Below are 16501 nucleotides of genomic sequence, written 5' to 3'. Positions count from 1 at the left end.
TGCTGGACCGGAACGGCGCGTGACCTGCGGCCGGCGAGCGCAGCCGCCGAGGTCCGCCCCCTACCGGATGGGTGCGGATGTCGGCGCGCTGAGCCGGCCCTCGTTCCCGCTGCGATCCAGGCCGGACACGCAGTAGGACAGCGAGCGATCGGCCGGGGCGGTGCGGTCCACCCACGCGGTACCGCGGACGGTGCCGACGAGCCGGGCCGCGTCGCCGTCCACCCGGTACACGGCGAAGCTCGCGCCGCCGTTCCCGCGCCAGGTCAGCGCCACTCCGCCGCTGTCCGCACGGCGCGCGGCGCCGACCGTCGGTGCGGCTGGCGGCGCCGCCGGTAGCTGCGCCATCGTGGGCAGCAGTGCCGGGGCGGCGTAGTGCGCTGCGCTGTACCGGCTGACCGCCCCGAGCTTGTCGGCGCGCACCTGCCGGGCGCTGAAGTGCACACTGCCCTTCACCCCGTACCGCCGATTGAGGGCCAGTTGGCGGTCCAGCTCGGCCGGGTCGCGCCAGGCGCCGCGCTCCCCCACCCGGTAGTCGGCCTGGCCGATGTAGAGCTGTACCCGGGTGCCCCGCACCGTGTCCGCCCACCAGGGCAACAGCTTGGCGTAGTCGGCCTTGCCGAACCCGATGTGCCAGTAGAGCTGCGGCACGACGTAGTCCAGCCACTGCTCCCGTACCCACAGCCGGGTGTCGGCGTAGATGTCGTCGTAGCTCTGCAACCCGGCGGTGGCGGAGCCAGCCGGGTCGGTGCGCTGGTTGCGCCAGATGCCGAACGGGCTGATGCCGAACTTCACCCACGGCTTGATCGCCTTGATCCGCTCGCTCATCTCCCGGACCAGGGTGTTCACGTTGTCCCGGCGCCAGGCGTGCTGGTCGGCGAACCGGCGGCCGTACCGGGCGAACGCCGCGTCGTCCGGGAAGTCCTGCCCGGCCTCCGGGTATGGGTAGAAAAAGTCGTCGAAGTGCACCCCGTCGACGTCGTACCGTTGCACCGCCTCCAGCATCGAGTCCTCGACGAACGTGCGGGCCTCCGGGATGCCCGGGTTGAAGTAGAGGCGGCTGCCGGGCCGGTCGGCGCTGGGATAGGTCACCGCCCAGTCCGGGTGCCGGCGCAGCGGATGGGTCGGGGCGAGCTGGTCCAGCCGCGGCCCGGGGCCGCCCACCGAGGCCGGCTGCCCACCCCGGTACGGGTTGAACCAGGCGTGGAACTCCAGGTTGCGCGCGTGGGCCTCGGCGACCATGAACTCCATCGGGTCCCAGCCCGGATCACGGCCGTCGCGTCGCCCGGTCAGCCACTGCGACCACGGCGCGTACCGGGACGGCCAGAGCGCGTCCCCGCTCGGCCGCACGTGCACGAACACCGCGTTGTGGTGGCGCCGCACGGCCAGATCCAGCCAGCCCCGGAACTCCGCCCGCACCGTCTCGGCCGGCAGGCCGGGGCGGCTCGGCCAGTCGATGTTGTTCACCGTCGTGATCCACATGCCGCGCAACTCGCGCAGCGCCCGCACCGGCCGCCCGGCGCAGCCGGGGGTGCCGTCCGCCGGGGCGGCGTCGATCGCCGAATCCCGGGCAGCTCCGTCGCCGACAACCTGGTCCCGCAGCGACCACGCACCCACCCCGAGCGCCATGGCGAGCGTGGCGATCGCCGCGACGAGCGCGGAGGTACGACGGCGGTGAGCGGGCGGAGCGGTGGAGGACATCCGCCCAGTCTGCCCAGTCCGGTCGGGAGGGTGAACAGTGGGCCGGTCCCCGGGCGGTCAGCCAGGCCCGGCCGGAGTTCTGCGGCCGGGCCCGGTCAGGCGCCGAGGAAGTCGCCGGTCACCCGGGCGAACTCGGCGGAGTGCGTCCAGATGAGCGCGTGGTCGGCGTCGTCGATGACGATCAGCCGGGAGCCGGCGATGCCGTCGTGGAGCTGCTTCGCGTGGTGGATCGGCACCGCGTGATCGTCCGACGCGGCGATGACGAGCGTCGGGCAGGTGATCTCCGCCAGCCGGGGCCGGCTGTCGAACGCCATCGTCTCCTGCCAGGCGGCGCCCATCGACGTCCGGTCCTGGTCGGCCATGATCCCGACGAGCCAGTCGGCGCGCTCCCTGCCGAGCGGCGACGCCGCCCGCGACACGATCAGCTTCGCCATCAGCCGCATGCCGAGGGCCCGGAGCATCAGCGGCACGAGGTGGCCCTCCACCCTCTCCCGCCGGGTCGCCATGTTGAAGGCGAAGGTGCAGGCGAGGACCAGGCGGTCGCACCGGTCGGGGAAGTCGAGGGCCAGTTGTTGGGCGATCGCGCCGCCCTGCGAGTAGCCGAGCACGGCGGTGGAGTCGAGGCCCAGCCGCTCGAGCAGCTGCGCCAGGTCAGCCGCGAGCTGCGCCGGCGCGTACGGCGGCGGAAGTCCCCGACTGCGCCCGTGGCCACGCAGGTCGGGCACGATCACGCGATGCCGGGTGGCGAGATCCCCGATCACCGGCTCGAACATCTCGCCGGTGACCATCAACCCGTGCACGAGCAGGAGGGGCGGACCCGATCCGCGCTCGGTGAAGTACAGGCGCCACGCAGGGCTCATGGCACCACACCTAACCCATGCCGCTGTCCGCGTCCCCGACCAGAGACATCCCGGCGCCGGGTCACCTGATCCGGTGAGTGCGGTCGTCACCTACCGCCGGCGGGCACTTACGGCCGCCGGACCGCGGGGGGTAGACCAGGGTGACCGCTTGCCGGAGCGGTTCCTGCGTGCCCGGAAAGGGGTCGACCACCGTGCGGACCGATTGCCCCAGCCCCCGCCTCGACGGCGCCGAGGCGGTCGCGGACGCGATCCTGTACGAGGGCTACCTGCTCTACCCCTACCGGCGATCATCGGTGAAGAACCGGGTCCGCTGGCAGTTCGGGGTTCTGGTGCCTCCGGCCTGGGCAGCGGCGCACGGACTGGACGACAGCGGCGTGGCGGGCTCGGCGGAGTCGCCGTGGCAGCAGACCGCGTGCCTGCTGGAGGCGCCGGACACGGCGACCGTCCGGATTCGGTTACGGTTCCTGCACCTGCAACGGAAGGTGGCCGAGACCCGGACGGCCGACGGCGGGTACCAGCCGGTCGACCGGATCGAGGTCGGTGGCCGCACGGAGCTCAGCTTCGACGAGGCGGTACCCCGGGAGTTCGACATCGAGTCGTCGGTCAGCGACCTACGGCGTGGCCGCCGCCTCGACATCCGGGTGCCGGGCGGAGAGGACATCGAGCCGCTGGTCGACGACCGGGGCGAGGCGGTCGGGCGGCTGGTGCGCCGACGATGGCCGTTGACCGCATCGATCACCGCTTCCGCTGTCCCCTGTGCGGCACCGTTCCGCCTGCTGCGGCTGGAGATCCGGGTCGAGAACACGGACCGGACAACGGCGCCGGACAGCCCGCGGGACGAGGCGCTGCGCTGCTGCCTGGTCGCGGCCCACACGCTGGTCGCCGTCAGCCGGGGGCGGTTCATGTCCCTGCTCGACCCGCCCGAGTGGGCGGCCCACGCCGCGCGGACCTGCCGCAACGTACACACCTTTCCGGTGCTCGCCGGCGAGCCTGGCACCGCCGACGTGCTGCTCTCGTCACCCATCATCCTCTACGACCATCCGCAGATCGCCCCGGAGAGCCCGGGCGACCTGCATGACGCGACCGAGATCGACGAGATCCTCTCGCTGCGTACGCTGACGCTGTCCGACGACGAGAAACGGGAGGTCCGGGCCACCGACCCCCGTGCTGCCGCCATCCTCGACCGGGTCGACGCGATGCCGCCGGAGGTGTTCGAACGGTTGCACGGGGCCATTCGGGCCCTGGCGCCCGTCCGGGGTGGCGACGCCGCCACCGGCCCGGAACGGCCTTGGTGGGAGCCCGGCGCCGAGGCGGAGGTCGCGTCGGACACCGACACCGTGCTGGTCGCGGGCATCGTGCTGGCACGGGGCAGCCGGGTCCGGTTACGACCCCGTCGACGCGGCACGGACGCCCACGACATGTTCCTGGAGGGCCGTACCGGCCGGGTGGAGCAGGTGCTGCTCGACGTGGACGGGACGCGGTTCCTGGCCGTGACGGTGGACGACGACCCGGGCGCGGAGCTGCACCAGTGGTACGGGCGCCTGCGCCATTTCCGGCCGGAAGAGGTCGAACCGTTGTCCGGAGAGGCGGCCGCGCCGTGAACGACCTCGACAGCGGGCGGATCCTGGTGGCCGGCATCGGCAACATCTTCCTCGGCGATGACGCGTTCGGCGTCGAGGTCGTCCGGCGCCTCCGGGACGCGGTCCTCCCACCGGGGGTGGATGTGTCCGATTACGGCATCCGCGGGATGCACCTGGCCTACGATCTGTTGGACGGCCGCCACGACGTGCTGGTCCTGGTGGACGCGTTGCCGCTGGACGAACCGCCCGGCACGTTGGCCGTCCTCCAGGTGGACCTGGACGACCCGGGCTGGACGCTGCGGCCGGCCGATGTGCTGGAGGCGTCGGCCGCCGACGCGCACGCCATGGATCCCGAATCGGTGCTGCGCCTGCTCGGCAGCCTCGGCGGCAGGGTCGACCGGGTCCTCGTGGTGGGTTGCCAACCCGCCGTCCTCGACGAGCGCATGGGGCTCTCCGCTCCGGTGGCGGCCGCGATCGACGAGGCGGTCGGGATGGTGGTGGGGATCGCAGCGGAGGAAGCCGCGCTCACCGCCACCGCCAGGCGGCCGAAGAGCCCGCAGCAAGCGGCAGCCGAGAGGGGGTGAGCGCCGATGCACGAGACCGGTCTGTCCGAGGCCATCGTCGCGGCGGCGGTACGTCGAGCCGCCGGGCGGCGGGTCAGCGGCCTGCGGGTGCGGATCGGGGGCCACCCGGTCGACCCCGACGTCGTCACGCAGGGCATTCAGGTGGCCGCGGCCGGCACGGTGGTCGCGGACGCCGCTGTTGATCTGATCCTGGAGCCGATGACGGTGCAGTGCCATGGCTGCGGCCGGAGCGCACCGGTTCACGACCATCTGGCGATGGTGGCCTGCCCGGGGTGTGGGGGCGTCGACATCGACGTCAGCGGCAGCGACGACGTGGTGCTGGAGTCCATCACGGTGGACAGCGCCGAGCTGCGAGCGGTCTGATGGACGCCACCGAGTTGCTGCGGCACGACCATCGCATCGTGGAGCAGCTGTTCCGGGACTACCGGGCCGCGGAGTCGGACGCGCAGCGCCGCGGCGTGGTGGAGATCCTCGTCCGCGAACTGTCGAAGCATGCCGCGCTGGAGGAGGTGCTCTTCTACCCGTTCGCCGCGAGAGTGTTGGCCGACGGAGAGGTCGACCGACACCTCGCCGGGCATGCGCCCATCAAGGAGTTGCTCCTCGATCTGGACCGCTGCCGGGCCGGCGACCGCGCGCAGGACGAGCTGATGGAGCGGCTGGCGTCCGCCGTCGCCCGGCACGTGCAGGACGACGAGAACGAGCTCATGCCCCAGTTGTGCGCCCGGACCGACGAGCAGGCCCTCCAGGAACTGGGGCAGGAGATCGACCAGGGCAAGCAACGGGCCCCGACCCGCCCGCACCCGCACGCGCCGGACAAGCCGCCGGCGCTGGCCCTCGCGGCGCCGGTGGCGGCCATCTACGACCGGTTGCGGGATCGCATGCAAGGGAGGCCACGCACATGACGCAGCGCAGCGGCGACACCGCGGTGATCCCGCAGGAGAACGGGTTCGACGAGATCACGATCCTGTGGATCTCCGAGGGCATGAGTTGTGACGGCGATTCCGTGGCGATGACGGCCTCCGCTCAGCCGGCGATCGAGGACATCGCGCTCGGGCTCATTCCCGGTCTGCCGAAGGTCAACCTGCACAACAAGGTGTTGTCGCCGGCAGCCGGCGGTGAGGAGTTTCTGGCGCCGTACCGCCGGGCGGCCCGTGGGGAGATGATCGAGCCGTTCATCCTCGTCATCGAGGGTTCGATCCCGAACGAGAACATCAACGGCGAGGGGTACTGGACGTCGTTCGGCAACGACGAGAAGACCGGCGAGCCGCTGACCCTGAACTGGTGGATCGACCAGTTGGCGCCCAAGGCGTGGGCGGTCGTCGCGGCCGGCACGTGCGCGACGTACGGCGGCATTCACGCCATGGCCGGCAACCCGACGGGGTGCATGGGTCTGGCCGACTATCTCGGCTGGGACTTCCGATCCCAGGGGGGCTTGCCGATCGTCAACGTGCCCGGCTGCCCGATCCAGCCGGAGAACTTCATGGAGACCCTGACCTGGGTCCTCTACCACGCCGCCGGCTCGGCGCCGCCCCCGCCGCTGGATCACATGCTGCGACCGCAATGGTTGTTCGGCAAGACCGTGCACGAGGGCTGCGACCGGGCCGCCTACTACGAGCAGGCCGACTTCGCCAAGGACTACAACTCGCCCAAGTGCCAGGTGAAGATCGGCTGCTGGGGGCCGGTCATCAACTGCAACGTCCCGAAGCGCGGCTGGATGGGCGGGGTGGGTGGCTGCCCCAACGTCGGCGGCATCTGCATCGGCTGCACCATGCCCGGCTTTCCCGACAAGTTCATGCCGTTCATGGACATGCCCCCCGGTGGCAGCCTGTCCACGTTGCTCATCAAGCCGTACGGCGCCTTGATCCGCCGCCTGCGCGGCATCACCAACGTCACCGCCAACCGGGAACCGAAGTGGCACCACAACGGCCCGGAGCTCACCAGCGGCTACAACCCTCGGTGGCGCCCGTACGGTCCGGCAGATCCCCGGCGACAGGCAGCAATCGAGAGGAACCGACCGTGACCGCGACGAAGCCGAAGCCGGCCGCCGGCCAGAAACCCGGCGAGCTGGTGGAGATGGCCTGGGATCCGATCACCCGGATCATCGGCAACCTGGGCGTCTACACGAAGATCGACTTCGCGAACCGCGTGGTCGCCGAGTGCCACACCACGTCGTCGCTGTTCCGCGGCTACTCGGTGTTCATGAAGGGGAAGGATCCGCGGGACGCGGGCTTCATCACCAGCCGGATCTGCGGCATCTGCGGCGACAACCACACGACCTGCTCCGTCTACGCGCAGAACATGGCGTACGGCATCAAGACCCCGCCGCTGGCCGAGTGGATCATCAACCTCGGCGAGGCCGCCGAGTACATGTTCGACCACACCCTCTTCCAGGACAATCTCGTCTTCGTCGACTTCTGCGAGGCGATGGTCAAGCAGACCAACCCCAGCGTCCTCGCCCGCGCGGAAGCCACCGCGGCACCCGGCCGGGACATCCACGGCTACCGGACGATCGCCGACATCCTGCGGGCCTACAACCCGTTCGAGGGCGAGGTCTACAAGGAGGCGCTGAAGGTCAGCCGGACGACGCGGGAGATGTTCTGCCTCATGGAGGGCCGGCACGTCCACCCGTCCACGGTCTATCCCGGCGGCGTCGGCACCATGCCCCAGCCGACACTGTTCACCGACTACCTGAGCCGGCTGATCAGCATCCTGGACTTCGTGAAGAAGGCCGTCGCCATGAACGACGACGTCTTCGACTTCTGGTACGAGGCGCTGCCCGGCTACGAGGAGGTCGGCCGCCGTCGGGTCCTGCTCGGCTGCTGGGGCGCGTTCCAAAACCCCGATGTCGTCGACTACCGGTACGAGACCATGTCGAACTGGGGGCGGGCGATGCACGTCACGCCCGGCATCGTGGTCGACGGCAAGCTGCTCACCACCGACCTGGTGGACATCAACCTCGGCATCCGGATCCTGCTCGGCAGCTCCTACTACAAGGACTGGGCCGGTCAGGAGGACCCCTTCGTCAGCCACGACCCGCTGGGCAACCCGGTCGACATCCGCCACCCCTGGAACCAGACCACCCTTCCGGATCCCGGCAAGCGCGACTTCGACGACAAGTACAGCTGGGTGATGAGCCCACGCTGGTTCGACAAGAACAGCGGACAGCATCTCGCGCTGGACACCGGCGGCGGCCCCTTCGCCCGGCTGTACACCACGGCGCTGGCGAAGATGGTCGACACCCCGTACGTCAAGTCGACCGGCAACAGCGTGCTGATCTCGCTGCCAAAGAGCCAGCGGCTGCCCGAGATGACGTTGGAGTGGAAGATCCCGCGCTGGTCGAACGCGCTGGAGCGGGACCGCTCCCGGGCCTACTTCATCGCGTACGCCGCGGCGATGTCGCTGTACTTCCTGGAACGGGCGATGGAGCGGATGCGCGGTGGTGACATGCGGGTCTTCGCCGAGTTCGACGTGCCGGACGAGGCCATCGGCTGCGGCTTCCACGAGGCCGTCCGGGGCACCCTGTCGCACCACCTGGTGATCCGGGACCGCAAGATCGCCAACTACCACCCGTACCCGCCGACGCCGTGGAACGGCAGCCCCCGCGACAGCTACGGCACGCCCGGCCCGTACGAGGACGCGATCCAGAACACGCCCATCTTCGAGGAGAACGGCCCGGACAACTTCAAGGGTGTGGACATCATGCGGGCGGTGCGCAGTTTCGATCCGTGCCTGCCGTGCGGTGTGCACATGTACGTCGGCGCCGGCCGTACCCTCAAGAAGATCCACTCGCCGATGTTCGGCGCGTCCCATGGCTGAGCAGCGGGACGTCCAGCGGCTCGACGATGCGGCCGTCGAGCCGCGGCTGGCCCGCCTGGACGCCGCGCTCGGCCAGCTCGAGCAGACCCCCGGCCGCACCGCCGAGCTGGCGTTGGAAGCGGTCGAGATGCTGACCGAGGTGTACGGCGAGGCGCTGGCCCGGGTCACCGATCTCGCCGCCGACAGCACCCGCACGCTCGACCGGCTCGCCGGCGACGAGCTGCTGCGGCACCTGCTGCTGTTGCACCACATCCACCCGGATCCGGTGGACCGGCGGGTGGCCCGGGCGGTCGACGATCTCCGGCCGCAGCTACGCGCGCAGGGCGCCGAGATCGCGTTGGTCGGTGTCCAGGACGAGGTGGCGACGATCAGCCTGTCGGCGAGTTCGTGCGGCGGTGGCGGAGCCGCGCTGCGTGACCTGGTACGGGAACAGGTGTTGACGTTCGCCCCGGAGCTGTCCGAGGTCGACGTGGTGGCGCCCGCGCCGGCTCCCGCGCTGATCCCGGTCGCCAGCTTGTGGCAGCGGCCGGAACGGACCGGTGCCGCGCCGGTGCCCGAGGTGGCACAGGCCGCGGGGCCGCTCGCGTCGGGTGGCACGGCATGACGGCGGGCGCGCTGCAGCGGGCGATCCGCCGGGCAAGGCAGCGCGCGGCGACGGTCGAGCGCTGCGGCATGTGCGCCGGGCCGGTCGGCCCGGCACACCGGCACGTGTGGGACGAGCAGGACGGGGAGCTGATGTGCGCCTGCCCGCCGTGCTCCCTGCTGTTCGAGCGCGAGGCGGCCGGCGCCGGCCGGTACCAGCTCGTCCCCGATCGGGGCAGACGGTCGACGGGCCTGTCCGGTGACGAGCTCGACGTGCCGGTCGGGCTGGTGTTCTTCGTGAAGCACCAGGACGGCCGGGTGCTCGCCCACTACCCGAGTCCCCTCGGCACGACCGAGTCGGAGCTCGATGCCGACGCCTGGCGGGCCGTCGAGGCGCGGTCACCCGCGCTGGCCGAGCTGAAGCCGCGGGTCGAGGCGCTGCTGGTGTGGACGCGCTCGCCGCGTGGCGGTGGCCAGCAGTGGGTGGTGCCGGTCGACGAGTGTTTCCGACTCGTGGCGCTCATCCGACGGCACTGGACGGGCATGTCGGGGGGCAGCGCGGTGTGGCGGGAGATTCCCCGGTTCTTCGACGAACTCGGCCGACGGCATGACCGACCGTCCGGTAACGACTGATGGAGGAGGCGGGCATGGGCGAGATCCGGGTGGGCGATCCCGATGTGGAACTCGACGCACCGGCGCACACCAAGGGTGTGGAGGAGGGCAACTCACGGCGGCGGAGGCAGTCGGGCCATCACGACGACGGGACGGTGGACGCCCGCCGCTCGACCGGCATCCGGCCCAAGAAGCACGGGCCGATCCTGCCGATCATGCCGAACCTACCGCCGGGCTGAGCTGGCCCGAACCAGGCCCGAAGGAGGTGAGCTGTGCGAAAGCTGTTGTTGCTGCTGGCCGGCGTGACCGTGGCCGGGATGTTCTGGAAGGAACTTCCCGCGCTACGGCGCTACATCAAGATCGAGAAGATGTGATCGGAAAGGACGAGTAGGTCGATGTGCCTTGGCATCCCGGGCGAGATCGTCGAGATCAAGGCCGGCCACGACGACCTCGCCATCGTCGACGTCGTGGGGGTCCGGCGGGCGATCAACATCGGTCTGCTCGGTCCGGACCAGGTCGGTATCGGCGACTGGGTGCTCGTCCACGTCGGCTTCGCCATGTCGAAGATCGACGAAGCGGAGGCGGCCGCCACATTGGACATGTTGAACGGTCTCGGCCAGGCGTACACGGACGAGTTGCAGGCGCTCGCCGAATCCGACATCACCTAGGGAATCAAATGCGTTTCGTTGACGAGTACCGCGACGCGGACAAGGCCCAGGCGCTGGCCACCCAGATCGCCGCGTTGTGCGAGCCGGGGCGGCAGTACAAGTTCATGGAGGTGTGCGGTGGGCACACGCACACCATCTACAAGCACGGGATCGAGGACTACCTGCCGGAGAGCGTCTCGCTGGTGCACGGGCCGGGCTGTCCGGTCTGCGTCATCCCGATGGGCCGGGTGGACGACGCCATCGCCATCGCCAACGAGCCCGGCGTCATCATGACCGCGTTCGGCGACATGATGCGGGTCCCGGGCGGGACCGGCTCGTTCCTGGACGCCAAGGCCGCCGGTGCGGACATCCGGATGGTGTACTCGCCACTGGACGCCCTGAAGATCGCGCGGACCAACCCGGACCGCAAGGTGGTCTTCATGGCGATCGGCTTCGAGACCACCTCGCCGTCGACCGCCATGACCGTGCTGCGGGCGGCCGCCGATGACATCGGCAACTTCTCGGTCTTCTGCAACCACGTGACGATCCTTCCGGCGATCAAGGCCATCCTCGACTCACCGGACCTGCGTCTCGACGGTTTCCTCGGCCCGGGGCACGTCTCCACCGTCATCGGCTGCCGACCGTACGAGTTCATCGCCCGCGACTACGGCAAGCCGCTGGTGTGTGCCGGGTTCGAACCGCTGGACCTGCTGCAGTCGGTATTCATGCTGCTCAAACAGCTCGCCGAGGGCCGCTGTGCGGTGGAGAACCAGTACACCCGGGTGGTGCCCTGGGACGGGAACCCGCGGGCGCTGGAGGCGATCGGCCAGGTCATGCAGCTACGACCGTACTTCGAGTGGCGCGGCCTCGGCTTCATCTCGCACTCCGCCCTGCGGATGCGCGACGAGTACGCGGCGTACGACGCGGAGCGGATCTTCGACGTGCCCGGGGTGCGGGTGGCGGACCCGAAGGCCTGCCAATGCGGCGAGGTGCTCAAGGGAGTCCTCAAGCCCTGGGAGTGCAAGGTGTTCGGCACGGCGTGCACCCCGGAGACGCCCATCGGCACCTGCATGGTCTCCTCCGAGGGCGCGTGCGCGGCCTACTACAACTTCGGCCGCTTCGCGCGGCAGCGGCTCGCGGAGGCGACCCGGGCATGACGACCGAACGCACCGCCGGGTGGGCCGAGCAGGCGGCCGAGGCCGACGCGACGACCGGTCACGCGCCGGGCCGGCTGTCACCGGAGCAGCAGGTGCTGCAGCGCATCGAACGGGCACGCCGGCGTGCGCCGAAGATCAGGGAGAGCCGGATCACGCTCGCCCACGGCGCGGGCGGAAAGGCGACCCACAGCCTGATCGAAGGGCTGTTCGTCGAGGCGTTCCGCAACCCGACGCTGGAGGAGCTCGACGACGGCGCGGTGCTCTCCGTAGGCGCCAGCCGGCTTGCCTTCACCACCGACTCGTACGTGGTGTCGCCGCTGTTCTTCCCCGGCGGAGACATCGGCGACCTCGCCGTCAACGGCACCGTCAACGACCTGGCGGTCAGCGGGGCCCGTCCGCTGTACCTGGCGGCCGGGTTCATCCTGGAAGAGGGCTTTCCCGTCGCCGACCTGCGGCGGATCGCCGGTTCGATGGCCGCCGCCGCGGAGCGCGCCGGGGTCCAGGTGGTCACCGGCGACACGAAGGTGGTGCAGCGGGGCAAGGCCGACGGCTGCTACATCAACACGGCGGGCGTCGGCGTGCTGGAGCGGCCGATGAGCCTGGGCATCGACCACATCCGCCCGGGTGACGCGGTCATCGTCTCCGGGCCGATCGGCGACCACGGCGTCACGATCATGCTCGCCCGCGGCGAGCTGGACCTCGCCGCCGACCTCGCCTCGGACACCGCGGCGCTGCCCGGTCTGGTGGATGCCCTGCTGGACGCGGCTCCCGGGGCGCGACTGCTGCGCGACGCCACCCGGGGCGGCGTCGCGACCATCCTCAACGAGGTGGCGCAGGCGGCCCAGCTCGCCATCGTGGTCGACGAGGCCGCCGTGCCGGTGCGTCCCACCGTGACCGGCGCCTGCGAGCTGCTCGGCATCGACCCGCTCTACGTGGCCTGCGAGGGGCGCCTCGTGGCCGTGGTGGACGGCGCGCAGGCGGAGGCCGCCGTGGCGGCGCTGCGCGGGCACCCGCTCGGCGACGGCGCGGCGGTCATCGGCCGGGTCACCGCCGACCCGCCCGGGCTGGTGTTGCTCCACACGGCGTTCGGCGGTACGCGGGTGGTCGACATGCTGGTCGGGGACCCACTCCCCCGCATCTGCTGACGGCGGTTCCGCCTCACCCTGCCGGAACGGCCCGGGCCGCGGCCACCACGGCCTGGCCGAGGCAGATACCGCCGTCGTTGGGCGGCACCCGCGAGTGCACGAGCACCCGGAAGCCGTGCTGCTCCAGCCCGCTCACCGTCCGGTCGAGCAGCAACACGTTCTGGAAGACCCCGCCGGAGAGCGCGACCACGGCGAGGCCGGTCCGCTCCCGGGCGGCTTCGGCCGCCCGCACCACGGCATCCGCCAGGCCGTGCTGGAAGCGGGCGGCGATCCGGCCGGGGTCCACCTGGGCGAGCAGGTCGTCGACCACGCAACGGACCAGCCCGCGGCCGACGTCCGCGAGCGGGACCCCGCTCGGCTCGATCCGGTAGCCGCCCCGCTCGTCGGGGTCGGCCCGTTGTTCCAGGGCGATCGCCGCCTGCCCCTCGTACGTGACGCGGTCCCGCAGGCCGAGCAGCGCCGCGACGGCGTCGAACAGCCGGCCCGCGCTCGAGGTACGCGGCGAGTTCGTCCCGCTCCGCGCCAGCGCCACCACCGCGGGCCAGTGCCGTTCGTGCCGGCGCCGCACCGGCAGGTCCGGCACGGCGTCGCCGTAGATCTCGTCGAGGTAGGCCGCCGCCATCCGCCATGGCTCACGGATCGCCGCGGCCCCGCCCGGCATCGGCACCGCGCCCAGGTGACCGACCCGCTCGAAGCCGGTGAGGTCCGCGACGAGCAGCTCACCTCCCCAGAGGGTGCCGTCCGGGCCGAACCCGAGGCCGTCGAAGGCGACGCCGATCACCGGACCGGGCTCGCCGTTGTCGGCCAGGCAGGACGCGATGTGGGCGTGGTGGTGCTGCACCCCGACCAGCTCGACGTCATCGCGCTGCAGCGCGTACTTGGTGGACAGGTATTCGGGATGCAGGTCGTGGGCGACGACCTCCGGTCGGATGTCGAACAGCCGGGTGAAGTGCGCGATCCCGTCGGTGAACGCCCGTAGCGTCTCGTAGTTCTCCAGGTCACCGACGTGGTGCGAGACGAACGCGCGCCGCCCCTTCGCCACGCAGAAGGTGTTCTTCAGCTCCGCGCCGCACGCCAGCACCGGGCGATCGAACCGCCATGGCACGGTGATCGGCGCGGGCACGTAACCACGGGACCGCCGCACCGGTAGCTCACGGCCGCGGAACACGCGCACCACCGAGTCGTCGGTCCGGACGTGGATCCGCCGATCGTGCACGAGGAAACCGTCGGCGATCCGCGCCAGCCGCCGACGGGCGTCATCGTCGCGGTGAGCGATCGGTTCGTCGGAGACGTTGCCGCTGGTCAGCACGATCGGCATGCCGAGCCGCCGGAGCAGCAGCTGGTGCAGCGGCGTGTACGGCAGCAGCACACCCAGGTCCCGGTTGCCCGGCGCCACCGAGTCGGCGACCGGAGCGTCGGCGCGGCGCGGCAGCAGCACCACGGGACGGCGAGCGCCGGTGAGCACCGGCACGGCCGCCGGCGGCACGTCGACCAGGGCATTCGCCGCCGGCAGGTCGGCGGCCATCACGGCGAACGGTTTCTCCTCGCGGTGCTTGCGGGCGCGCAGCGTGGAGACGGCCCGGTCGTCGTCGGCCCGGGCGGCCAGGTGGTAGCCGCCGAGGCCCTTGACCGCGACGATCCGGCCGTCGCGCAGCCACCGTACGGCAGTGTCGACGGGATCGCCGGCAACGGAGGTGCCGCCGGCGGTGACGAGTCGGAGTGCCGGACCGCACGCGGGGCAGCACACCGGCTCGGCGTGGAAGCGGCGGTTCGCCGGGTCGGCGTACTCGGCGGCGCAGGCGGGACAGAGCGCGAACTCGGCCATCGTGGTGGTGCGGCGGTCGTACGGGACGTCCTCGACGATGGTGAACCGCGGGCCGCAGTTGGTGCAGTTGGTGAACGGGTAACCGTGGCGCCGGTCCGCCGGGTCGGACAGCTCGGCGAGGCAGTCCGGGCAGGTGGCGGTGTCCGGCGAGATCAGGGCTTCCCGGCCGGCACCGGTCACGCTGGTGACGATCGCGAAGCCGGGCCGGCCGGTCGGTGGAACCGCCTCGGTGGTCAGCCGCTCGACCTGAGCGAGTGCCGGCGCGCGTCGGCTGAGGTCGGCCACGAAGGCGGTCAGCCGGTCACCGTCCCCCTCGACCTCGACGAAGACCCCGGTCGTGTCGTTGCCGACGAACCCGGCCAGGTCGTACTCGGTCGCCAGGGCGTGCACGAACGGCCGGAAGCCGACCCCCTGCACGATGCCCTCGACACGGACGTGCACCCGTCGCACGCTGGCCAGATCCACGGCAACCGGTCAGCGTGAGTCGGCCAACGCCTGCTGGGTGAGTTCCCAGAGCACGTGGTACACCGTCGTCTGCGCCTCCTGGACCCGGTGTACCGAGGCCGACGGCACCACGAACAGGTGGTCGATGACCTCGGATTCCGCCATCCGGCCGCCGTCGTATCCGGCGATGCCGACGGTGAGCATGCCGCGCCGGGCCGCCTCCTCGAACGCCCGCAGGACGTTGTTCGACCCGCCGCTCGTGGACAGCCCCACCGCGATGTCCCCTGCCCGACCGAACGCCGCCAACTGTCGGGCGAAGACCACCTCGAACCCCACGTCGTTGGAGAGCGCCGTGATCAACGCGACGTCATGGGTCAGCGAGATGGCCGGTAGCGGGCGGGCGGCCTTCGGCGGGTGCAGGAACAACTGCGCGAGGTCCTGCGCGTCCGTACTGCTGCCGCCGTTGCCGAAGGTGAACAGCGTGCCGCCGGCGTGGAAGGCCGCGGCACACCGGCGGGCGCAGTCGACCAGCCGCTGCCCGTGCTCGGCGACCAGGGATTCACGGAGGGCGACGATCTCCCCCGCCTTCTCCGCGGTGGACCTCGCCACCGCGGCGAGCACCGCGTCGACGTCGGTCGGCCGGGTGTCGAGGAACGGGTACAGCGCTCCGATGGCGCCCTCGGCCCTGGTGCTCATCGGCGCTTCTCCACGACGGCGATGGCCTCCTTGGCGTGCACCAGCACCACGTCACCCGGTTCCGCGTCGACCAGGGCCACACTGACCTCCTCCGGACCGGCGTCCGTGTCGACCACGGCCAGGCCGTCGGCCATCAGCTTCCGCACCCGGACCGCCACCGCCGTGTCGGAACAGGTGATGCAGACGTCGTCGTGGCACTCGGGCACGCCCCGCGTCGTCGGCACCGGCTGCGGGCTCACCGGACCGACTCCGGCTCCAGCAGCCCGGGCTGCTCGAAGAACACGTGGACCAACTCCCACAGGATGTGATAGATCGTCACGTGCACCTCCTTCACGATGCACGGATCATCGGAGCGGGCGACGACGACATGGTCGGCGATGCCGTCCCGGGCGATGTCCCCGCCGTCGCCGCCGAGCAGCCCGACGGTGAGGAGACCGAGGTCGCGGGCGGTCATCAGGCCACGCCGGACGTTGGCGCACCGGCCGTCGACGGACAGTCCGAGGGCGATGTCCTCCGGCGCGGCGAGTAGGCGCAGCTGAGCCGCGAACACCTCGTCGAAGCCCTCCGCCCGGGCGATCCCGGTGAGCGTGGCGGCGTCGTTGGTCAGCGATATCGCCGGCAGGGCCCGCTTGCCCACGATGACCGGGTGGACGAACTCCACCACGACATGCTGGGCGTCCGTCGCCGGCCCACCGTTGGCGAAGACGATCAGCTTTCCACCGCGGTGGAAGCGCACCGCCATCTCGTGGCAGGCTCGCGCGATCTGCGTCGCGTCGCCGGCGAGCGCCTCGGCCGGGCGCACCCGACGGGCGAACGCGCGGTGGACTGCCGGCACCACAGGCGACTGCATGACCC

19 protein-coding genes are annotated in these 16501 nt (G+C 71.3%); 13 read left to right on the top strand and 6 right to left on the bottom strand.

Annotated features, from left to right (window positions below):
• Nucleotides 1–60 precede the first annotated feature (60 nt).
• Together Q2K19_RS25110 and Q2K19_RS25105 are read right to left on the bottom strand one after the other, a co-directional pair.
• The gene (locus Q2K19_RS25110) at nucleotides 61–1698 is read right to left on the bottom strand and encodes a glycoside hydrolase family 10 protein (protein WP_302764279.1); all 1638 of its coding nucleotides are present in this window, start codon (nucleotides 1696–1698) and stop codon (nucleotides 61–63) included.
• A gap of 95 nt (nucleotides 1699–1793) precedes the next feature.
• Nucleotides 1794–2558: an alpha/beta fold hydrolase gene (locus Q2K19_RS25105; protein WP_302764278.1), complete on the bottom strand. Its 765-nt coding sequence runs from the start codon at nucleotides 2556–2558 to the stop codon at nucleotides 1794–1796.
• A gap of 191 nt (nucleotides 2559–2749) precedes the next feature.
• Here Q2K19_RS25105 and Q2K19_RS25100 point away from each other — a divergent pair, with 191 nt between their 5' ends.
• The 13 genes from Q2K19_RS25100 to hypE are packed head-to-tail and all read left to right on the top strand — an operon-like array spanning nucleotide 2750 to nucleotide 12681.
• Nucleotides 2750–4159 carry a hypothetical protein gene (locus tag Q2K19_RS25100; protein ID WP_302764277.1) on the top strand — a complete coding sequence of 470 codons (1410 nt, stop codon included), beginning with the start codon at nucleotides 2750–2752 and terminating at the stop codon, nucleotides 4157–4159.
• 26 nt (nucleotides 4160–4185) lie between these two features.
• Nucleotides 4186–4722, top strand: coding sequence for a hydrogenase maturation protease (locus Q2K19_RS25095; protein ID WP_302764274.1), 537 nt, complete (start codon nucleotides 4186–4188; stop codon nucleotides 4720–4722).
• Nucleotides 4723–4728: 6 nt separating this feature from the next.
• Nucleotides 4729–5085, top strand: coding sequence for a hydrogenase/urease maturation nickel metallochaperone HypA (locus Q2K19_RS25090; protein WP_302764273.1), 357 nt, complete (start codon nucleotides 4729–4731; stop codon nucleotides 5083–5085).
• Nucleotides 5085–5624 (top strand): hemerythrin domain-containing protein, encoded by a 540-nt coding sequence (locus Q2K19_RS25085; RefSeq protein WP_302764272.1) that lies wholly within the window; start codon nucleotides 5085–5087, stop codon nucleotides 5622–5624. The genes Q2K19_RS25090 and Q2K19_RS25085 overlap by 1 nt, the downstream gene beginning before the upstream one ends.
• A complete protein-coding gene (locus tag Q2K19_RS25080) occupies nucleotides 5621–6742 on the top strand; it encodes an NADH-quinone oxidoreductase subunit B family protein (RefSeq protein WP_302764270.1) in 1122 nt (373 codons plus the stop codon). The genes Q2K19_RS25085 and Q2K19_RS25080 overlap by 4 nt, the downstream gene beginning before the upstream one ends.
• Nucleotides 6739–8538 (top strand): nickel-dependent hydrogenase large subunit, encoded by a 1800-nt coding sequence (locus Q2K19_RS25075; RefSeq protein ID WP_302764268.1) that lies wholly within the window; start codon nucleotides 6739–6741, stop codon nucleotides 8536–8538. Before Q2K19_RS25080 ends, Q2K19_RS25075 begins: the two co-directional genes overlap by 4 nt.
• Complete coding sequence (locus tag Q2K19_RS25070) at nucleotides 8531–9142, top strand: NifU family protein (protein ID WP_302764266.1); 612 nt, start codon at nucleotides 8531–8533, stop codon at nucleotides 9140–9142. Before Q2K19_RS25075 ends, Q2K19_RS25070 begins: the two co-directional genes overlap by 8 nt.
• Nucleotides 9139–9753 (top strand): DUF5947 family protein, encoded by a 615-nt coding sequence (locus Q2K19_RS25065; RefSeq protein ID WP_302764265.1) that lies wholly within the window; start codon nucleotides 9139–9141, stop codon nucleotides 9751–9753. The genes Q2K19_RS25070 and Q2K19_RS25065 overlap by 4 nt, the downstream gene beginning before the upstream one ends.
• A 14-nt stretch (nucleotides 9754–9767) precedes the next feature.
• Complete coding sequence (locus tag Q2K19_RS25060; protein ID WP_302764264.1) at nucleotides 9768–9971, top strand: hypothetical protein; 204 nt, start codon at nucleotides 9768–9770, stop codon at nucleotides 9969–9971.
• A gap of 33 nt (nucleotides 9972–10004) precedes the next feature.
• A complete protein-coding gene (locus tag Q2K19_RS33560) occupies nucleotides 10005–10106 on the top strand; it encodes a DUF6893 family small protein (protein WP_446839600.1) in 102 nt (33 codons plus the stop codon).
• Between the two features lie 21 nt (nucleotides 10107–10127).
• Complete coding sequence (locus tag Q2K19_RS25055; protein WP_302764263.1) at nucleotides 10128–10400, top strand: HypC/HybG/HupF family hydrogenase formation chaperone; 273 nt, start codon at nucleotides 10128–10130, stop codon at nucleotides 10398–10400.
• 8 nt (nucleotides 10401–10408) lie between these two features.
• Entirely contained in the window at nucleotides 10409–11536 is a 1128-nt protein-coding gene (gene hypD / locus Q2K19_RS25050) for a hydrogenase formation protein HypD (RefSeq protein WP_302764262.1), read from the top strand.
• A complete protein-coding gene (gene hypE, locus Q2K19_RS25045; RefSeq protein WP_302764261.1) occupies nucleotides 11533–12681 on the top strand; it encodes a hydrogenase expression/formation protein HypE in 1149 nt (382 codons plus the stop codon). Before hypD ends, hypE begins: the two co-directional genes overlap by 4 nt.
• Before the next feature lie 13 nt (nucleotides 12682–12694).
• Here the strand turns inward: hypE and hypF are convergent, their stop codons facing one another.
• Genes hypF through Q2K19_RS25025 form a run of 4 tightly spaced genes read right to left on the bottom strand, consistent with a single transcriptional unit; the run spans nucleotide 12695 to nucleotide 16496 of the window.
• Entirely contained in the window at nucleotides 12695–14947 is a 2253-nt protein-coding gene (hypF, locus tag Q2K19_RS25040) for a carbamoyltransferase HypF (RefSeq protein WP_302764259.1), read from the bottom strand.
• Between the two features lie 33 nt (nucleotides 14948–14980).
• Nucleotides 14981–15646, bottom strand: a complete 666-nt coding sequence (locus tag Q2K19_RS25035; RefSeq protein WP_302764257.1) for a D-sedoheptulose-7-phosphate isomerase — start codon at nucleotides 15644–15646, stop codon at nucleotides 14981–14983.
• Nucleotides 15643–15885, bottom strand: a complete 243-nt coding sequence (locus Q2K19_RS25030) for a HypC/HybG/HupF family hydrogenase formation chaperone (RefSeq protein WP_302764256.1) — start codon at nucleotides 15883–15885, stop codon at nucleotides 15643–15645. Before Q2K19_RS25030 ends, Q2K19_RS25035 begins: the two co-directional genes overlap by 4 nt.
• Nucleotides 15882–16496: a D-sedoheptulose-7-phosphate isomerase gene (locus tag Q2K19_RS25025; RefSeq protein WP_302764254.1), complete on the bottom strand. Its 615-nt coding sequence runs from the start codon at nucleotides 16494–16496 to the stop codon at nucleotides 15882–15884. The genes Q2K19_RS25030 and Q2K19_RS25025 overlap by 4 nt, the downstream gene beginning before the upstream one ends.
• Nucleotides 16497–16501: the final 5 nt, after the last annotated feature.

Origin of the sequence: Micromonospora sp. NBRC 110009, assembly GCF_030518795.1 — a bacterium.
GTDB lineage: Bacteria > Actinomycetota > Actinomycetes > Mycobacteriales > Micromonosporaceae > Micromonospora.
Note: the sequence above shows the minus strand (reverse complement) of the source record. Positions and strands in the feature narration are given on the sequence as shown.